Raw genomic sequence first — 15,101 nt, forward strand, 5'->3', positions numbered from 1 at the left:
GTCACTGTCCTTCCCGGTCGGATACGACCGAAGCGTATCGATTCCCACCCGTTGTGCTGCCCACGGCGGCATGACCTCCAGTGGACCCGAAGCCCCCTGCGGCCCGCGCCGAGTCGGGAAGTTCCGCGACCTCTTCGAAGCGGACTTTCTCGACCTGTTGAACGACCAGTTGGGCAATCCGGTCGAAGCGCTCGAACCGCACGGACTCGCGCGGGTCGAGATTCACCACGATCACCTTGATCTCCCCACGGTACCCGGCATCCACCGTCCCCGGGGCATTCACGAGGGCGACACCGCAGCGGGCGGCGAGCCCGGAACGCGGGTGCACGAAGGCCGCGTACCCCTCGGGAAGCGCGATGGACACTCCCGTGGGCAGAACGACTCGTTCACCGGGCTTCAGCTCGCAGCTCTCCGTCGTCCGCAGATCGGCTCCGGCGTCTCCGGGGTGCGCGTACTCGGGAAGCGGGACTTCCGGGTCGACGCGCCGGATCAGTACGTGCACGGGGTTACGGGTCACGGGTTCACCTCGAAGGCGCGAGCGCGCCGGGCCTGGTCCGGGTCGTTCATGGCGGCCCGGATCTCCTCCGGACGGCCGTTGTCGATGAAGTGGTCGACCTTGACCTCGATGAAGAGGGCGTCGGCGCGGACGGCGACGGGTCCCTCGGGACCGCCGATCCGTCCGGTGGCGGTCGAGTAGATCTTGCGGCCGGCCACCGCGGTGACCTCGGCCTCCAGGTGGAGCACGGTGCCGACGGGCACCGGGCGCCGGAAGTCGGTCTCCAGCCGCCCGGTCACGGCGATCGTGCGCAGCAGCCAGTTCAGCGAGCCGAGCGTCTCGTCCAGCGCGGTGGCGAGGACGCCGCCGTGCGCGAGCCCCGGAGCACCCTGGTGGGCGGGCCGCACGGTGAACTCCGCCGTGATCCGGACCCCCTCCCCCGCGCGGGCCTCCAGGTGCAGTCCGTGGGGCTGCTCCCCACCACAACCGAAACACTGTTCGTAGTGCGGCCCGAGGAGCTCGCCGGGGGCGGGCGCGTCGGGGTGCCGCACCGGCGCGACGGCGTCGGCGGGGGGCGTCAGAGCTGCGGAAGTACCACTCACAGCCGCAGACCCTACCCGTGCGTCCACCGAGTCTTCGCACCATGCCAAGCTTGGCTTCATGCAGCTCTCCGCCTCGCCGTACGAAGAACGCCTCACCGCACCCCGCACCTGGTGGGCGATCTGCTTCCTGGTCGGCATCGCGATGGCCCTGATCTTCCTCCCGTTCGGCACGCTGCCGCTGCTGGGCGCCCTGGTCGGCGGCACGGCGGTCTCGGCCGTCGTGGCCAGCTCGTACGGCTCGATCCGCATCCGGGTCGTCGGCGACTCCCTGATCGCGGGAGAGGCGAAGATCCCGGTGACGGCCCTGGGCGACGCCGAGATCCTGGACCAGGAGGAGGCGCGCGCCTGGCGCACGTACAAGGCCGACCCCCGCGCCTTCATGCTCCTGCGCGCCTACATCCCCACGGCCCTCCGCGTCCAGGTGACGGACCCGGCGGACCCGACGCCGTACCTGTACTTGTCGACGCGGGAGCCGGAGCGCCTGATCGCCGCGCTGGAGACCGCACGCGCGACCGCCGCGTAGCACTGCTTTCCAGGCCGGCCAGGCTGGTTCCTGGCTCTTCTACGCCGGGCAATGCTCCTCCGCCCCAGCGGCGCGCACCCACGCCGGCCCTCTCCGCGGGCCCTCTCCGATGGTGCCGGACCCAGCACCATCGGTGACGCGGGCCCGACCGCAGGGCAAAGCCCCGGGACGGGCAAGGACCCCCGGGACGGGCAAGGACCCCCGGGACGGGCGAGGAAGCCCTGGCGAGGTCTGAAAAGGTCGCGAGCCTCGCCGCGCGGGCTGGCTGGCCGGCTGGCTAGTGCCCCAGCTCCTTGGGGATCTCCCCCATCCGCAGCGGATCCGCCGGCTTCTCCAGCGGCGGCAGATCGGGCAGCGCGTCCCACGGCACCTGCATCTTCCGCAGGTCCTTGCGGATACGCGCCGCGAGGCGTTTGGTGTCGCGGCGGTTCATGACCGCCCCGACCGCGGCTCCGACCATGAACGGCATCAGGTTGGGCAGATCCCGAACCGTGCGCTTCATGATCTGCTGGCGCAGCTCGCGCTTCATCTGGCCGCCCAACGCGGCGTTGATCGTCGACGGCTTGGTCACGTCGATCCCGCGCTCTCCTGACCAGGAGTTCAGATACGCGGTACTGCGCTGTGTGAGGGTGCCCGGCGGCCGCAGGCCGTAGACCTCGTGGAGTTCGGCGATCAGCTTCAGCTCGATCGCGGCGACGCCGGTGATCTCGGCGGCCAGCTCGGTGGGCATCGCGGGCGGCACCGGCAGCATCGCGGCGGCGCCGATCCCGGCACCGACCGTGGACGTCGCGGCGGCCGCGCCCGCGACGAGCTTGTCCGCGAGCTGCTCGGGACCGAGGTCCGGGAACTGCCTGCGCAGGGTCGGCAGGTCCCGTACGGGGATCCGCGGGGCGATGTCGATGATCCGGTCGGCGACGTACGCCAGGCCCGCCCTGGCCCGGCTGCCGCCCTTCTGGACGCCTTTCCTGATCCCGTCCCGGACGACCGCCGCGCGGCGCCTGGCGACGGGCGCGGGGGTGCCCTGGGGGGCCGGCAGGGCGCCTGTGGCGGACGCCCGCTCGAGCGAGGCTGCTCCCGGTTCGGAAGAGCCCCGCTCGTCGTCACGCACGCCTTCAGAGCCGTCGGACGGCCCTTCGTCCGCTCCCCGTCCGGGGAAGCGGCGCTTCCAAGGTGGGGTCGAGCCAGTCACGGCCGACCCTGCCTCAGTCGCAGTCGCGGCAGATCGGCTGACCGTTCTTCTCGCGGGCCAGCTGGCTGCGGTGGTGCACCAGGAAGCAGCTCATGCAAGTGAACTCATCCTGCTGCTTGGGCAGGACCCGGACGGCCAGCTCCTCGTTCGAGAGGTCGGCTCCGGGCAGCTCCAGGCCTTCTGCGGCCTCGAACTCATCTACGTCGACGGACGAGGTCGACTTGTCGTTCCGGCGAGCCTTCAGTTCTTCAAGGCTGTCCGAGTCGACGTCGTCGTCGGTCTTGCGTGGGGTGTCGTAATCCGTTGCCATGTCGCTCTCCCCCTCTGGGTGTCTGCGGTGTCTCCAGCGCACGTAACGCGTGAGAGGCCGGACTTGTGCCCGACCCGAGGCGGAGATTTTGCCTCACATCAAGGTCTGTTACTCAATCGACACCCAACCGGACTCCTCAAGAGTGATCGGCTTGGATGGCGATGCGGACCGTACACGGTCCGAAGGCGCACTTCAAAGGCGTCCCACCGTGTACTTCCCGTGATCAAGACCCCTGAAAACCCGGATTTTCCCGGCTTTCCGGCAACTTGCATGATCACGGAGAGTAAATGGCCGGAAATTCGCCCTTGTGATCGATCACACACGAGTCTCCCGGGCGAGTGCCCAGAAAATTCCGCGCAAAGCGAACAACGTCGCGTGTCGGCGTCATGGTCTCAGATAGGAAGGGTGACACGCATCACGAGCCCACCCCCCTCACGCGGCTCCGCGACGATGTGGCCCCCGTGCGCGCGGGCGACCGACCGGGCGATCGACAGGCCGAGACCCACGCCCTTGTCGCTGCCCGTGCGCTCCGTGCGCAGCCGTCGGAAGGGCTCGAAAAGGTTGTCGATCTCGTACGCGGGCACCACGGGACCCGTGTTCGACACCACCAGGACCGCCTGACCGTGCTGGGCCTCGGTCGTGACCTCGACCCAGCCGCCCTTGGGTACGTTGTACCGCACGGCGTTCTGGACGAGGTTCAGGGCGATGCGCTCCAGCAGGACGCCGTTGCCCTGGACGACCACCGGGGCCTGTCGGCCGCGGATCTCCACGCCCTTGGCCTCCGCCTCGGCGCGCACCTGGTCCACGGCCTGCGAGGCGACCTCGGCGAGGTCCACGGGCTTGCGCTCCACGATCTGGTTGTCGCTGCGGGCGAGCAGCAGCAGGCCCTCCACGAGCTGCTCACTGCGCTCGTTGGTGGCGAGCAGCGTCTTGCCGAGCTGCTGGAGCTCCATCGGTGCCCCCGGGTCGGAGAGGTGCACTTCCAGGAGGGTGCGGTTGATCGCGAGCGGGGTGCGCAGTTCGTGCGAGGCGTTCCCGACGAACCGCTGCTGGGCGGTGAAGGCTCGCTGCAGCCGCTCCAGCATGTCGTCGAAGGTGTCCGCCAGCTCCTTCAACTCGTCGTCGGGCCCGTCCAGCTCGATCCGCCGGGACAGGTCCGAGCCCGCCACCGCGCGCGCGGTGCGGGTGATCCGGCCGAGCGGCGAGAGCACCCGGCCGGCCATCGCGTAGCCGAAGGCGAAGGCGATGATGGCGAGGCCGAGCAGGGCGAGCAGCGAGCGGCTGAGCAGGTTGTCCAGGGCCGCCTGGCGCTGGTGGTCGATGCAGTTGCTGATCGCGGTGTTGAACTCGTCGAGCGGCACGTTGTTGCCGCCGTCGACCGCCGGGCAGGTGGTGCTGGCGACCTTGATCGCGCTACCACCGACGATCTTGAAGAGCGGCTCGTTGCCCGTGTTCAGCGCCTGCGCCGCGAGCAGGTAGATGATCGACAGCAGCATGATGCCGGCGATCAGGAACATGCCTCCGTACAGCAGCGTGAGCCGTATCCGGATGGTCGGGCGCAGCCAGGGGAACGGGGGTTCCTGCCTTCTGGGGTCCCAGGTGGGCTTGGGAGGCGCCGTGGGAGGCGCGGGTGTCGTGGCCACGGCGGGTCAGATCCGGTAGCCGGAGCCGGGCACGGTGACGATCACCGGGGGCTCGCCGAGCTTGCGGCGCAGGGTCATCACGGTGACGCGCACGACGTTGGTGAACGGGTCCGTGTTCTCGTCCCAGGCCTTCTCCAGGAGCTGTTCCGCGGAGACGACGGCGCCCTCGCTGCGCAGCAGCACCTCCAGGACGGCGAACTCCTTGGGCGCGAGCTGGACCTCCTTGCCGTCGCGGAAGACCTCGCGGCGGTTCGGGTCGAGCTTGATGCCGGCGCGCTCCAGGACGGGCGGCAGCGGCACGCTCGTACGGCGGCCGAGGGCACGCACGCGTGCCGTCAGCTCGCTGAACGCGAAGGGCTTGGGGAGGTAGTCGTCGGCGCCGATCTCCAGGCCCTCGACGCGGTCGCTGACGTCGCCGGAGGCGGTGAGCATCAGCACCCGGGTGGGCATGCCGAGCTCCACGATCTTGCGGCAGACGTCGTCGCCGTGCACGAGCGGGAGGTCGCGGTCGAGGACGACCACGTCGTAGTCATTGACGCCGATGCGCTCCAGGGCGGCCGCACCGTCGTACACGACGTCGACGGCCATGGCCTCCCGGCGCAGTCCGGTGGCCACCGCATCGGCGAGCAGCTGCTCGTCCTCGACGACGAGTACGCGCACGTCGCTTGTCCTTCCTCTGTCCACCCGCGTGGCACGCTTCAGGGCACCACGTGGGCAGGTCTGTCACGGATGAGGTCTCCATCCTGCCCTTTTCGGCCGTAAACCGGCTGTAAGGCGGGTGTGGAGACGTTCCGGAAGCCGATCCGCGGGTACGGGAATGCGAGATTTTCTCGGTGGGTTGAGGTTTCCACGGAAGGGAGCGGGGGGAGGACGGCTTTACACCCCGCGATCACGCTCTGCATGTGGCAAGCCACCTTGTGGTACGTCCAACCGCTTCCGCAGAGCGGGCGTGGGTGTCCGGCACCGTCGCCGCCCAGCCTGGGCAGCGCTGGGCACCCATCTGGAGACGTGATCGCCCCTTCCGAACGGCACACCCCCGTGCCACCGACCCACGACCCAGGACGAGGGGGCGCAGCATGGACGCATTCACCGCAGGACTTCTGCAGCGCATAAGGGCGACCGAGTCCGACCTGACGCGGGCTCGCGAAACAGGCGACGACTTCCTCGCGGAGGTCGAGCAGGCCGAGCTCGACGACCTGCACCGCCTCGCCGCCGAGCACGGTGTGGAGGTCGGCGCGACGCGCGTCTGATCGGTTCGTACGCGAGCGGGGCCCCGGCATCGATCCAGTGCCGGGGCCCCGCTCGCGTCGTGTCATCACGCGCTGTCAGTCGTGCCAGGCGCCGAAGTCCTCCAGATGCCGCTGGAGGGGCTCGAAGACGCCCGGTGAGGCAGCGATCGCCAGATCGCGTGCGGGGCGCTCTCCGGGCCGTCCACCGGTCACGGCGCCCGCCTCACGGGCGATCAGGTCGCCCGCCGCGAGGTCCCAGGGGTGCAGTCCGCGCTCGTAGTAGCCGTCGAGGCGGCCGGCCGCGACGTCGCACAGGTCGACCGCGGCCGAGCCGCTGCGCCGGATGTCGCGCAGCAGCGGGATCAGCCGCTGGGCGACGTCGGCCTGGTGGGCCTTGACGTCGGCCACGTAGTTGAAGCCCGTCGAGACCAGGGCCTGGTCCAGGGGCGGCGACGGGCGGCAGGCCAGCCGGCGCTCGCCCACCCAGGCTCCGGTGGCCCGGGCGCCGCGGCCGCGCACGGCGTGGTACGTCTCGCCGCGCATCGGGGCCGCGACGACTCCGACGACGGTCTCGCCGTCCTGTTCGGCCGCGATGGACACCGCCCAGGTCGGGAGCCCGTACAGGTAGTTGACCGTGCCGTCGAGCGGGTCGACGACCCAGCGGATGCCGCTGGTGCCCTCCGTGGCGGCGCCCTCCTCACCGAGGAAGCCGTCGTCCGGGCGGTGCCCGGCGATCAGGGAGGTGATCAGCTTCTCGGCGGCGATGTCCATCTCGGTGACGACGTCGATCGGACTGGACTTGGTGGCGGCGACCGCGAGGTCCGCCGGGCGTCCGTCCCGCAGCAGCTCACTGGCGCGCTGGGCGGCCTGGAGGGCGAGCTGGAGCAGTTCGGTGTGCAGGGGCTCGGTCACGGGGCTCCTCAGGCGTACGGGCTGTCGGCACCCGCGGCGGCGGGCTTCGGGGCACGGGCCGGGCAGCAGCCCACCGGACACAGGTCCCGGCTCGCGCCGAGCGCACCCAGGGCGCAGGGTGTCACCTGCCGCCCGCTCTCGGTCGCGGCGCGCTCCAGGACGAGGTCGCGGATCGCCGCGGCGAACCGCGGGTCGGCACCCACGGTGGCCGAGCGGCGCACCGGCAGCCCCAGCTCCTCGGCCTTGGCCTTCGCCTCCGTGTCGAGGTCGTACAGCACCTCCATGTGGTCCGAGACGAACCCGATGGGGGCCATCACGACGGCCGGGACCCCTGCGCCGTGCAGCTCCTCCAGGTGGTCGCAGATGTCGGGCTCCAGCCACGGGATGTGCGGGGCCCCGGAACGCGACTGGTAGACGAGCCGCCAGGGGTGCGCGACGCCGGTCTGCTCGCGCACCGCGTCGACGATCAGCCGCGCGACGTCCAGGTGCTGCTTGACGTACGCGCCGCCGTCTCCGTGGTCCTCGACCGGTCCCGAAGTGTCCGCCGCGGAGTTCGGGATGGAGTGCGTGGTGAAGGCGAGGTGCGCGCCCTCGCGTACGCCTTCGGGGAGTTCGGCGAGCGACTTGAGGATGCCGTCGATCATGGGGCGTACGAAGCCCGGGTGGTTGAAGTAGTGCCGCAGCTTGTCGATCTTCGGCAGTTCAAGGCCCTCGGCCTCCAGGGTGGCCAGGGACTCGGCGAGGTCCTCGCGGTACTGGCGGCAGCCCGAGTAGGAGGCGTAGGCGCTGGTGGCGAGGACGAGGATGCGGCGCCGGCCGTCGGCGATCATGTCGCGCAGGGTGTCGGTCAGATACGGCGCCCAGTTGCGGTTGCCCCAGTAGACGGGCAGGTCGAGGCCGTGGGCGGCGAAGTCCTTGCGGAGGGCGTCGAGCAGGGCGCGGTTCTGGTCGTTGATGGGGCTGACCCCGCCGAACAGGAAGTAGTGCTGCCCCACCTCCTTGAGCCGTTCCTTGGGGATGCCGCGCCCCCGCGTCACGTTCTCCAGGAACGGGACCACGTCGTCCGGGCCTTCGGGGCCGCCGAACGAGAGCAGGAGCAGGGCGTCGTAGGGAGTGGCATCGAGCGCATCTGGCATGTGTCCGATCCTGCCACCCGTCGCTGACAGCCGGGCGACGGCCACGTCAGGAGCGGGTACGAGTGGGTGCGTTGGGATCACCTCACCCGTAAGCTGTACCGGCCAGCTTCACGCCTTACCGGAGTTCGGACCGCCCGTGGTGACCGGGTGGCCGAGCCGAGCCGACCGGAGACCTCCGTGCCCAGCCCGTACCGCGCCCTGTTCGCCGCCCCCGGCTCCAAGGGCTTCTCCGCCGCGGGCTTCCTCGGCCGGATGCCGCTGTCGATGATGGGCATCGGCATCGTCACGATGATCTCCCAGCTCACCGGAAGGTACGGGCTCGCGGGCGCGCTGTCGGCGACCATGGCGCTCGCCGCCGCGGCCCTCGGCCCGCAGGTGTCGCGTCTGGTGGACCAGTACGGGCAGCGGCGGGTGCTGCGTCCCGTGACGCTGCTCGCGCTCGCCGCGGCCGCCGGGCTGCTGCTCACCGCGCACTTCGGGTGGCCGGACTGGGTGCTGTTCGTCTGCGCGGCCGGCATCGGCTGCGTCCCGAGCATCGGCGCGATGATCCGGGCCCGCTGGGCGGCCCTCTACCGGGGTACCCCGCAGCTCCACACCGCCTACTCGTTCGAGTCGGTGGTCGACGAGATCTGCTTCATCTTCGGGCCGATCATCTCCATCGGCCTGTCCACGGTGTGGTTCCCGGAGGCCGGACCACTGCTCGCCGCCTGCTTCCTGGCGGCCGGGGTCTTCTGGCTGACCTCCCAGCGCGCCACCGAGCCCGAGCCGCACCCGCGCGAGCAGCACACCGGCGGTTCGGCGCTGCGCGCGCCCGGACTCCAGGTCCTGGTGGCCACGTTCGTGGCGACCGGGGCGATCTTCGGGGCCGTCGACGTGGTCACCGTGGCCTTCGCCGAGGAGCAGGGCCACAAGGGCGCGGCGAGCGTCGTCCTGGCGCTGTACGCGGCGGGCTCCTGCGTGGCCGGAGCCGTGTTCGGACTGCTGCACTTCAAGGGGGCGCCCGAACGTCGGTGGCTGCTGGGCATATGCGCGATGGCCGTGAGTATGATCCCCCTGCTACTGGTCGGAAACTTGCCGTTTCTGGCCGTGGCGCTGTTCGTTGCGGGCCTGTCCATCGCTCCCACGATGATCACGACGATGTCCCTCATCGAACAGCACGTACCACGCGCGAAACTGACCGAGGGCATGACCTGGGTGAGCACCGGACTCGCGGTCGGCGTCGCGCTCGGCTCCTCCGTGGCCGGCTGGGTGATCGACGCCGCCGGTGCGAAGGCCGGGTACGGGGTTCCGGCGGTGTCCGGGGCCGTCGCGGTCGCGGTCGGATTCCTGGGGTATCGCCGGCTGAAGAGGCCGGTTCCGCAGCGGGAGGGGACCCATGAGCACCACAGTGAGCGGGAAGAGCGGCACGTGGCGTAACTGGGCGGGGAACGTCACCGCCCGTCCCGTACGGGAGGTCGCCCCCGCCTCGGTCGAAGAACTCTCCGCCGCCGTACGGAAGGCCGCCGACGACGGCCTGAAGGTGAAGGCGGTCGGCACCGGGCACTCCTTCACGGCCGCCGCCGCGACCGACGGTGTGTTGATCCGCCCTCAACTCTTGACCGGTATCCGCGGCATTGATCGTGAAGCCGGAACCGTCACCGTTGAGGCGGGCACCCCGCTCAAGCGTCTCAATGTGGCTCTCGCGCGCGAGGGACTGTCGCTCACCAACATGGGCGACATCATGGAGCAGACGGTCTCGGGGGCGACCAGCACCGGAACGCACGGCACGGGCCGCGACTCGGCCTCGATCGCCGCTCAGATCAAGGGCCTTGAGCTGGTCACGGCGGACGGCTCGGTCCTCGTCTGCTCCGAGAAGGAGAACCCCGACGTCTTCGCGGCGGCCCGCATAGGAATCGGCGCCCTGGGGATCGTCACCGCGATCACCTTCTCCGTAGAGCCCGTTTTCCTGCTCACGGCCCGCGAGGAGCCGATGACCTTCGACCAGGTCACCGCCGACTTCGATGAACTCTTCACCGAGAACGAGCACTTCGAGTTCTACTGGTTCCCGCACACCGGCAACTGCAACACCAAGCGCAACAATCGCAGCGCGGGCCCGGAGAAGCCGGTCGGGCCGGTCGGCGGCTGGATCGAGGACGAGTTCCTCTCCAACGGCGTCTTCCAGGTGGCCAATCTGCTCGGCCGCGCCGTGCCCGCCACCATCCCGACGATCGCGAAGATCTCCAGTCGTGCGCTGTCCGCCCGGACGTACACCGACATTCCCTACAAGGTCTTCACCTCTCCGCGCCGGGTGCGCTTCGTGGAGATGGAGTACGCCGTCCCGCGCGAGGCCCTGGTCGAGACGCTGCGCGAGTTGAAGTCGATGGTCGACCGCTCGTCGCTGCGGGTCAGCTTCCCCGTGGAGGTGCGCACGGCCCCCGCCGACGACATCACGCTCTCCACGGCGTCGGGGCGGGACACCGCGTACATCGCCGTCCACATGTTCAAGGGCACCCCCTATCAGGCGTACTTCACCGCCGCCGAGCGGATCTTCACCGCGCACGAGGGTCGGCCGCACTGGGGAAAGGTGCACACGCGCGACGCGGAGTACTTCGCCGAGGTCTACCCGCGCTTCGGCGAGTTCACCGCGCTGAGGGATCGACTGGACCCGGATCGGCGCTTCGGGAATGACTACTTGCGCCGGGTGTTGGGCTCGTAGGCGCGCTGGACGTGGGCGTCGGGCTGTCGGCCGGCGCCTGCGAGGCGGCGCTGGAACTCGGCGTCGGCGTCGGCGTCGTACCCCTCCCGCCTTCCTGAGTGGCACCGGCAGCGCTGCCGCCGGACGACGGCTGCTCGGTGGAGGATCCACCCGAAGCGGAGGGGCCGGCGGACGGCGTCGTACGGGGCTCCGCGTTCCCCGAGTGGGAGCGGCTCCCCTTCAAGGCGTCGCCGACGGTCGTGTTCCTCCCGTCGCCGCTGAAGCTCTGCCCCGACACCAGTTCGTACGTCGTGATGCCCGCCATCGTGACGCCGAAGACGAGCGTCGCGGCGAGTACCGGCCGCTTCCAGCTCTTGACCCGCGCGCGGTAGACGGTGCCCTCGGTGAACTCCCCCACGGCGGCCGCCCGCTGGGGCCTCGGTCTGGTCGGGACCGTCACCTCGCGAAGCTGCTCACCGGTGCGCTTGAAGAAGTGCTGGAAGACGGTGCTCCCGCAGGTCGCGATCACGCTGATCAGTCCGGCGCCCAGGATCGTCCCGTACACCCCGAAGCAGGAGGCGAGTTTGGCCGCCACCACCGCGGCCACGGCGCTGCCCGCCACTTGCGGCAGGCTCAGATCCACCCGCCTCTTCTTCGACTCCCCCTGCTTCGCCTTCGGTTCCTCGTCGGCATCCGACTTCTCACGCATCCCCGGACCTTGCCTGCCTTTCCCGTACTTCATCGACCGACTGCACGAGAAAGGGACGGACGGGCGAAACGTTTAGTTCCATTTCAGGTGATTGCGTGAAGTACGCCACGTTTAGTGGTCACGAAAACGGCGCATCGGGCGCCCAACTGCCACCCCCCGCCAGAAGTTGGGCGGCGCGCCGATCCACGCACGTGGCCCGAATGGAGTACTGTTGCGAGCCCTGGGTCCGGACTCCCGCCAGGGTGTCCGGGGCCTTGCAGGACCGCCGGGAGGGGGCTCGTTGCACAGGGTGATGGAGTTCGTCACTTAGCGTTGCGAATAGGTAACCGTGCCATAACGGCGATCCCGGGTCTGTGCCCGACACGCCGGGCAACTCGGCAAGGTTGTGGCAGGCTGCACCCGGGCAGGCCACACTCGACTAGCGGAAGCAGCGACGCACGTGACGTCGGCAGGCACCACCCGGGAGGTCCCCATGCCCGAACTGCGTGTCGTGGCCGTCTCTAACGACGGCACACGGCTGGTGCTGAAGGCTGCGGACAGCACGGAGTACACGCTTCCGATTGACGAGCGTCTGCGCGCCGCCGTCCGCGGCGACCGTCCCCGCCTCGGCCAGATCGAGATCGAGGTGGAGAGCCATCTCCGCCCCCGGGACATCCAGGCGCGGATACGTGCCGGTGCCTCCGCGGAGGAAGTCGCCCAGTTCGCCGGAATCCCCGTCGATCGCGTACGCCGCTTCGAGGGCCCCGTGCTCGCCGAGCGCGCCTTCATGGCGGAGCGGGCGCGGAAGACTCCCGTCCGCCGCCCCGGTGAGAACGCCGGACCCCAGCTCGGCGAGGCCGTCCAGGAACGGCTGTTGATCCGGGGCGCCGAGAAGGACACCGTCCAGTGGGACTCATGGCGCCGCGACGACGGCACCTGGGAAGTCCTGCTGGTCTACCGGGTCGCGGGCGAGCCGCACTCGGCGAGCTGGACGTACGACCCGCCCCGGCGGCTCGTCCAGGCCGTCGACGACGAGGCACGTTCGCTGATCGGCGAGTCCGACGACCTCGCGGCGGCGCCCGAGCCGAGCTTCCCGTTCGTGCCGCGGATCGCGCGGCTGCCCCGGGACCGTCCGCTGGACCGCGCCCTGGACCGGCAGATGGAGCGGCCGAGCCTGCCGTCGCCGTCTCCCGAGCCGGTCGAGGAGTCCACGAGCGAGCGGGACTCGCTCACCAGCCTTCTGGAGGCCGTGCCCAGCTTCCGGGGCGACATGGTGGTGCCCGAGCGGCCCTCCACCACGGAGCGTCCCGCCGCGGAGGAACCGGCGCCCGAGCCCGAGTCGGAGGAGCCGCCGGCTCCCGCGGCCTCGGCGGGTGCGGGTTCCGCCTACGCGGACGTCCTGATGCCCCGCTCGGTCGGCAGCCACCGCGACCGGCTCGTCGGAGCGACCGACCGCCAGGCCGAGGCCGACGGCGTCCGCCCGGGCCGCAGAGCGGCGGTCCCGAGCTGGGACGAGATCGTCTTCGGCACGCGACGGAAGAAGCAGGACTAGTCCGTTGTACGTCGATGGGGCCCGCGCCAGGTCGGTGCGGGCCCCATCGCTGTCACCGGTGACCGGGTCCCGGACCGCGGGGCCTCTACCGCGGTTCCGGGTCCCCTGTGGCACGTCGCTACCGCGGGTCCGGGCCCCCTGTGCGGTGTCGCCACTGCGGGTCCGGATCCCCTGTGCCGTGTCGCTACTGCGGGTCCGGGCCCACCGCCACCGGGCGGTTCTCGGCCCGGGACCACTCCGACCAGGAGCCCACGTACAGGGCGGCGGGAATGCCCGCGACGGCCAGCGCGAGCACCTCGTGCGCCCCCGAGACGCCGGAGCCGCAGTAGACGCCGACCTCGCAAGCGCCGGTCGCACCCAGGGACTTGAAGCGGTCCGCGAGCTCGGCGGCGGCCAGGAACCGTCCGTCGCCCGTGACGTTCTCCGTGGTCGGCGCGGAGACCGCCCCGGGGATGTGGCCGCCCACGGGGTCGATCGGCTCTACCTCGCCCCGGTAGCGCTCACCGGCCCGGGCGTCCAGCAGCAGCCCCGTGCGAGCGAGGGCCGCCGCTCCGTCGGCGTCGAGCAGCGGCCGGGCACCGGGCGCCGGCACGAAGCTTCCGGGAGCGGGCGCGGGGACCTCCGAGGACACCGGCCCGCTCCAGGCGGCGAACCCGCCGTCAAGCACACGAACCGACGGATGACCCGTATAGCCCAGCAACCACCAGGCACGCGCGGCGCCCCAGCCCAGACCGCCGTCGTACACGACGACGTCGCGGTCCGCAGAGACTCCGGCGGCCCGCATCGCCGCACCGAAGACCTCAAGATCGGGCAAAGGATGACGGCCCCGCGACCCCGCCGGACCGGCGAGTTCGGAATCCAAATCGACAAAAACGGCCCCTGGAATGTGCGCCTCCTCGTACTCGGAGCGCAGGTTCGGACCGCCCAGCTGCCAGCGGACATCGAGGAGGACGGGAGGGTTCGGTCCCGCCAGGTCGCTCGCGAGTTCGGGCGCGGAGATGATGGCGTTCATGGCCACCATCCTTGCGCACGGGGTGGCCGCGTCGTCCAGGTCCGGCTACTCTGCTCCGCCGGGCAGGTCCGATCACGTGGCGTATGGGATCGGGCACATGCTGTACAGCCGATGGACTCCATACGGCAATCGGCCCGAAACGGGTGAGAGACGGCACATCGGGCATGCTCCGGCCGTGCGCCGCTGAACGGGCGGCGCGGCCGGGACGCGCGGTGTGACGCGTGGTGCGACCATCGGCACGGGGCGTGCACGCACGTGGGCGCGGTACGCGTGTTCGTAGGCGGAAGGTGACCGGCCACCGCGAGGGGCCGAGAAGAGAGTGACGATGACCGAGGCACGGGGGTCGGCCGGCCTGAACGGCGCAGCGGGCGCTCGGCACGCGCCCGGCACACCCTGCTGGGTGAGCCTGATGGTGCACGGGATGGCCGCGACCCAGGAGTTCTACGGAGCGCTGTTCGGCTGGGAGTTCCAGCCGGGACCACAGCAGCTCGGCCCCTACGCGCGGGCGCTCCTCGACGGCCGCGAGGTGGCGGGGATCGGCCAGCTGCCGCCCGACCGGCATCTGCCCATCGCCTGGACGCCGTATCTCGCCTCGGACGACGTGGACCTGACCGCCGAAACGGTGCGGCACAGCGGCGGCACCGTGGGCGTCGGTCCCCTCGACGCCGCCGAGGCGGGGCGCCTGGCGATCGCCTCGGACCCGACGGGTGCCGTCTTCGGCATCTGGCAGGCCGCGGCCCATCTGGGCATCGGGATCACCGGCGTGCCGGGCACCCCCGCCTGGAACGAACTCGTGACTCGCGACACCGAGAGCGTCGTGAAGTTCTACCAGGGGGTCTTCGGCTACGAGCTGGAGCCGGTCGTCTCGGCCGACTTCGACTATGTGACGCTGCACGTCGGGGGCCGTCCGGTCGCGGGCGTCCACGGCGTCGGACGCGGCCTGCCCCGCGACCGGGGCCCGCACTGGATGACGTACTTCGAGGCGGCGGACGTGGACGATGCCGTCCACCGTGTCGTCGAGCTCGGCGGACACGTCCTCAAAGCCGCCCACGACTCGCCGTACGGGCGTGTGGCGACGGTGGCGGACCCCGAGGGCGCGATGTTCTCGCTGATTCACGCCGGCCGCTGAGCGGGC

At 70.8% G+C, this 15,101-nt stretch carries 16 protein-coding genes; 6 read left to right on the forward strand and 10 right to left on the reverse strand.

Annotation, left to right across the window (positions count from 1 at the left end):
• Position 1 precedes the first annotated feature (1 nt).
• Together dut and ACFVXA_RS10200 are read right to left on the reverse strand one after the other, a co-directional pair.
• Entirely contained in the window at positions 2-517 is a 516-nt protein-coding gene (gene dut, locus ACFVXA_RS10195; protein ID WP_362017157.1) for a dUTP diphosphatase, read from the reverse strand.
• Positions 514-1,098 (reverse strand): PaaI family thioesterase, encoded by a 585-nt coding sequence (locus ACFVXA_RS10200; RefSeq protein WP_362017155.1) that lies wholly within the window; start codon positions 1,096-1,098, stop codon positions 514-516. Before ACFVXA_RS10200 ends, dut begins: the two co-directional genes overlap by 4 nt.
• Before the next feature lie 58 nt (positions 1,099-1,156).
• Here ACFVXA_RS10200 and ACFVXA_RS10205 point away from each other — a divergent pair, with 58 nt between their 5' ends.
• Positions 1,157-1,621 carry a DUF3093 domain-containing protein gene (locus tag ACFVXA_RS10205; RefSeq protein ID WP_362017153.1) on the forward strand — a complete coding sequence of 155 codons (465 nt, stop codon included), beginning with the start codon at positions 1,157-1,159 and terminating at the stop codon, positions 1,619-1,621.
• A gap of 277 nt (positions 1,622-1,898) precedes the next feature.
• Here the strand turns inward: ACFVXA_RS10205 and ACFVXA_RS10210 are convergent, their stop codons facing one another.
• The 4 genes from ACFVXA_RS10210 to ACFVXA_RS10225 form a co-directional block, all read right to left on the reverse strand.
• The gene (locus ACFVXA_RS10210) at positions 1,899-2,810 is read right to left on the reverse strand and encodes a hypothetical protein (RefSeq protein WP_390024585.1); all 912 of its coding nucleotides are present in this window, start codon (positions 2,808-2,810) and stop codon (positions 1,899-1,901) included.
• Between the two features lie 13 nt (positions 2,811-2,823).
• On the reverse strand, positions 2,824-3,120 hold the full coding sequence (locus tag ACFVXA_RS10215) for a DUF4193 domain-containing protein (RefSeq protein WP_003997302.1): 297 nt from the start codon (positions 3,118-3,120) through the stop codon (positions 2,824-2,826).
• A gap of 392 nt (positions 3,121-3,512) precedes the next feature.
• Positions 3,513-4,763 (reverse strand): HAMP domain-containing sensor histidine kinase, encoded by a 1,251-nt coding sequence (locus tag ACFVXA_RS10220; RefSeq protein WP_362017148.1) that lies wholly within the window; start codon positions 4,761-4,763, stop codon positions 3,513-3,515.
• Positions 4,764-4,769: 6 nt separating this feature from the next.
• Entirely contained in the window at positions 4,770-5,423 is a 654-nt protein-coding gene (locus ACFVXA_RS10225) for a response regulator transcription factor (RefSeq protein ID WP_010983842.1), read from the reverse strand.
• A 416-nt stretch (positions 5,424-5,839) separates the two neighbouring features.
• On the opposite strand from ACFVXA_RS10225, the gene ACFVXA_RS10230 reads away from it, so the two are divergent.
• Positions 5,840-6,013, forward strand: coding sequence for a hypothetical protein (locus tag ACFVXA_RS10230; RefSeq protein ID WP_167459062.1), 174 nt, complete (start codon positions 5,840-5,842; stop codon positions 6,011-6,013).
• Positions 6,014-6,088: 75 nt separating this feature from the next.
• Here the strand turns inward: ACFVXA_RS10230 and ACFVXA_RS10235 are convergent, their stop codons facing one another.
• Positions 6,089-6,904 carry an inositol monophosphatase family protein gene (locus ACFVXA_RS10235; RefSeq protein ID WP_390024587.1) on the reverse strand — a complete coding sequence of 272 codons (816 nt, stop codon included), beginning with the start codon at positions 6,902-6,904 and terminating at the stop codon, positions 6,089-6,091.
• Positions 6,905-6,912: 8 nt separating this feature from the next.
• Positions 6,913-8,040 carry a ferrochelatase gene (locus ACFVXA_RS10240; RefSeq protein ID WP_383740274.1) on the reverse strand — a complete coding sequence of 376 codons (1,128 nt, stop codon included), beginning with the start codon at positions 8,038-8,040 and terminating at the stop codon, positions 6,913-6,915.
• A 177-nt stretch (positions 8,041-8,217) separates the two neighbouring features.
• On the opposite strand from ACFVXA_RS10240, the gene ACFVXA_RS10245 reads away from it, so the two are divergent.
• Together ACFVXA_RS10245 and ACFVXA_RS10250 are read left to right on the forward strand one after the other, a co-directional pair.
• The gene (locus tag ACFVXA_RS10245; RefSeq protein WP_362017609.1) at positions 8,218-9,456 is read left to right on the forward strand and encodes an MFS transporter; all 1,239 of its coding nucleotides are present in this window, start codon (positions 8,218-8,220) and stop codon (positions 9,454-9,456) included.
• Positions 9,416-10,735 (forward strand): D-arabinono-1,4-lactone oxidase, encoded by a 1,320-nt coding sequence (locus ACFVXA_RS10250; protein WP_362017140.1) that lies wholly within the window; start codon positions 9,416-9,418, stop codon positions 10,733-10,735. Before ACFVXA_RS10245 ends, ACFVXA_RS10250 begins: the two co-directional genes overlap by 41 nt.
• Here ACFVXA_RS10250 and ACFVXA_RS10255 read toward each other — a convergent pair.
• A complete protein-coding gene (locus ACFVXA_RS10255) occupies positions 10,659-11,423 on the reverse strand; it encodes a hypothetical protein (RefSeq protein WP_390024589.1) in 765 nt (254 codons plus the stop codon). The genes ACFVXA_RS10250 and ACFVXA_RS10255 overlap by 77 nt on opposite strands.
• Positions 11,424-11,895: 472 nt before the next feature.
• Here ACFVXA_RS10255 and sepH point away from each other — a divergent pair, with 472 nt between their 5' ends.
• Positions 11,896-12,954 carry a septation protein SepH gene (gene sepH / locus ACFVXA_RS10260; protein WP_383906599.1) on the forward strand — a complete coding sequence of 353 codons (1,059 nt, stop codon included), beginning with the start codon at positions 11,896-11,898 and terminating at the stop codon, positions 12,952-12,954.
• A 184-nt stretch (positions 12,955-13,138) separates the two neighbouring features.
• On the opposite strand, the gene ACFVXA_RS10265 is transcribed toward sepH, so the two are convergent.
• Positions 13,139-13,966 (reverse strand): sulfurtransferase, encoded by an 828-nt coding sequence (locus tag ACFVXA_RS10265; protein WP_383740281.1) that lies wholly within the window; start codon positions 13,964-13,966, stop codon positions 13,139-13,141.
• A gap of 325 nt (positions 13,967-14,291) precedes the next feature.
• On the opposite strand from ACFVXA_RS10265, the gene ACFVXA_RS10270 reads away from it, so the two are divergent.
• Positions 14,292-15,095, forward strand: a complete 804-nt coding sequence (locus ACFVXA_RS10270; protein WP_383740283.1) for a VOC family protein — start codon at positions 14,292-14,294, stop codon at positions 15,093-15,095.
• Positions 15,096-15,101 lie beyond the last annotated feature (6 nt).

The organism is Streptomyces sp. NPDC058246 (assembly GCF_042881985.1).
In the GTDB taxonomy this organism is placed as follows: Bacteria; Actinomycetota; Actinomycetes; order Streptomycetales; family Streptomycetaceae; genus Streptomyces.

Excerpts from the sequence above, each read along its gene's own strand:
- ACFVXA_RS10230 (WP_167459062.1), top strand. The coding sequence starts at position 5,840 with ATGGACGCATTCACCGCAGGACTTCTGCAGCGCATAAGGGCGACCGAG.
- sepH (WP_383906599.1), top strand. The coding sequence starts at position 11,896 with ATGCCCGAACTGCGTGTCGTGGCCGTCTCTAACGACGGCACACGGCTG.
- ACFVXA_RS10215 (WP_003997302.1), bottom strand. The coding sequence starts at position 3,120 with ATGGCAACGGATTACGACACCCCACGCAAGACCGACGACGACGTCGAC.
- ACFVXA_RS10265 (WP_383740281.1), bottom strand. The coding sequence starts at position 13,966 with ATGAACGCCATCATCTCCGCGCCCGAACTCGCGAGCGACCTGGCGGGA.
- ACFVXA_RS10255 (WP_390024589.1), bottom strand. The coding sequence starts at position 11,423 with ATGCGTGAGAAGTCGGATGCCGACGAGGAACCGAAGGCGAAGCAGGGG.
- ACFVXA_RS10250 (WP_362017140.1), top strand. The coding sequence starts at position 9,416 with ATGAGCACCACAGTGAGCGGGAAGAGCGGCACGTGGCGTAACTGGGCG.
- ACFVXA_RS10270 (WP_383740283.1), top strand. The coding sequence starts at position 14,292 with ATGACCGAGGCACGGGGGTCGGCCGGCCTGAACGGCGCAGCGGGCGCT.
- ACFVXA_RS10240 (WP_383740274.1), bottom strand. The coding sequence starts at position 8,040 with ATGCCAGATGCGCTCGATGCCACTCCCTACGACGCCCTGCTCCTGCTC.
- ACFVXA_RS10205 (WP_362017153.1), top strand. The coding sequence starts at position 1,157 with ATGCAGCTCTCCGCCTCGCCGTACGAAGAACGCCTCACCGCACCCCGC.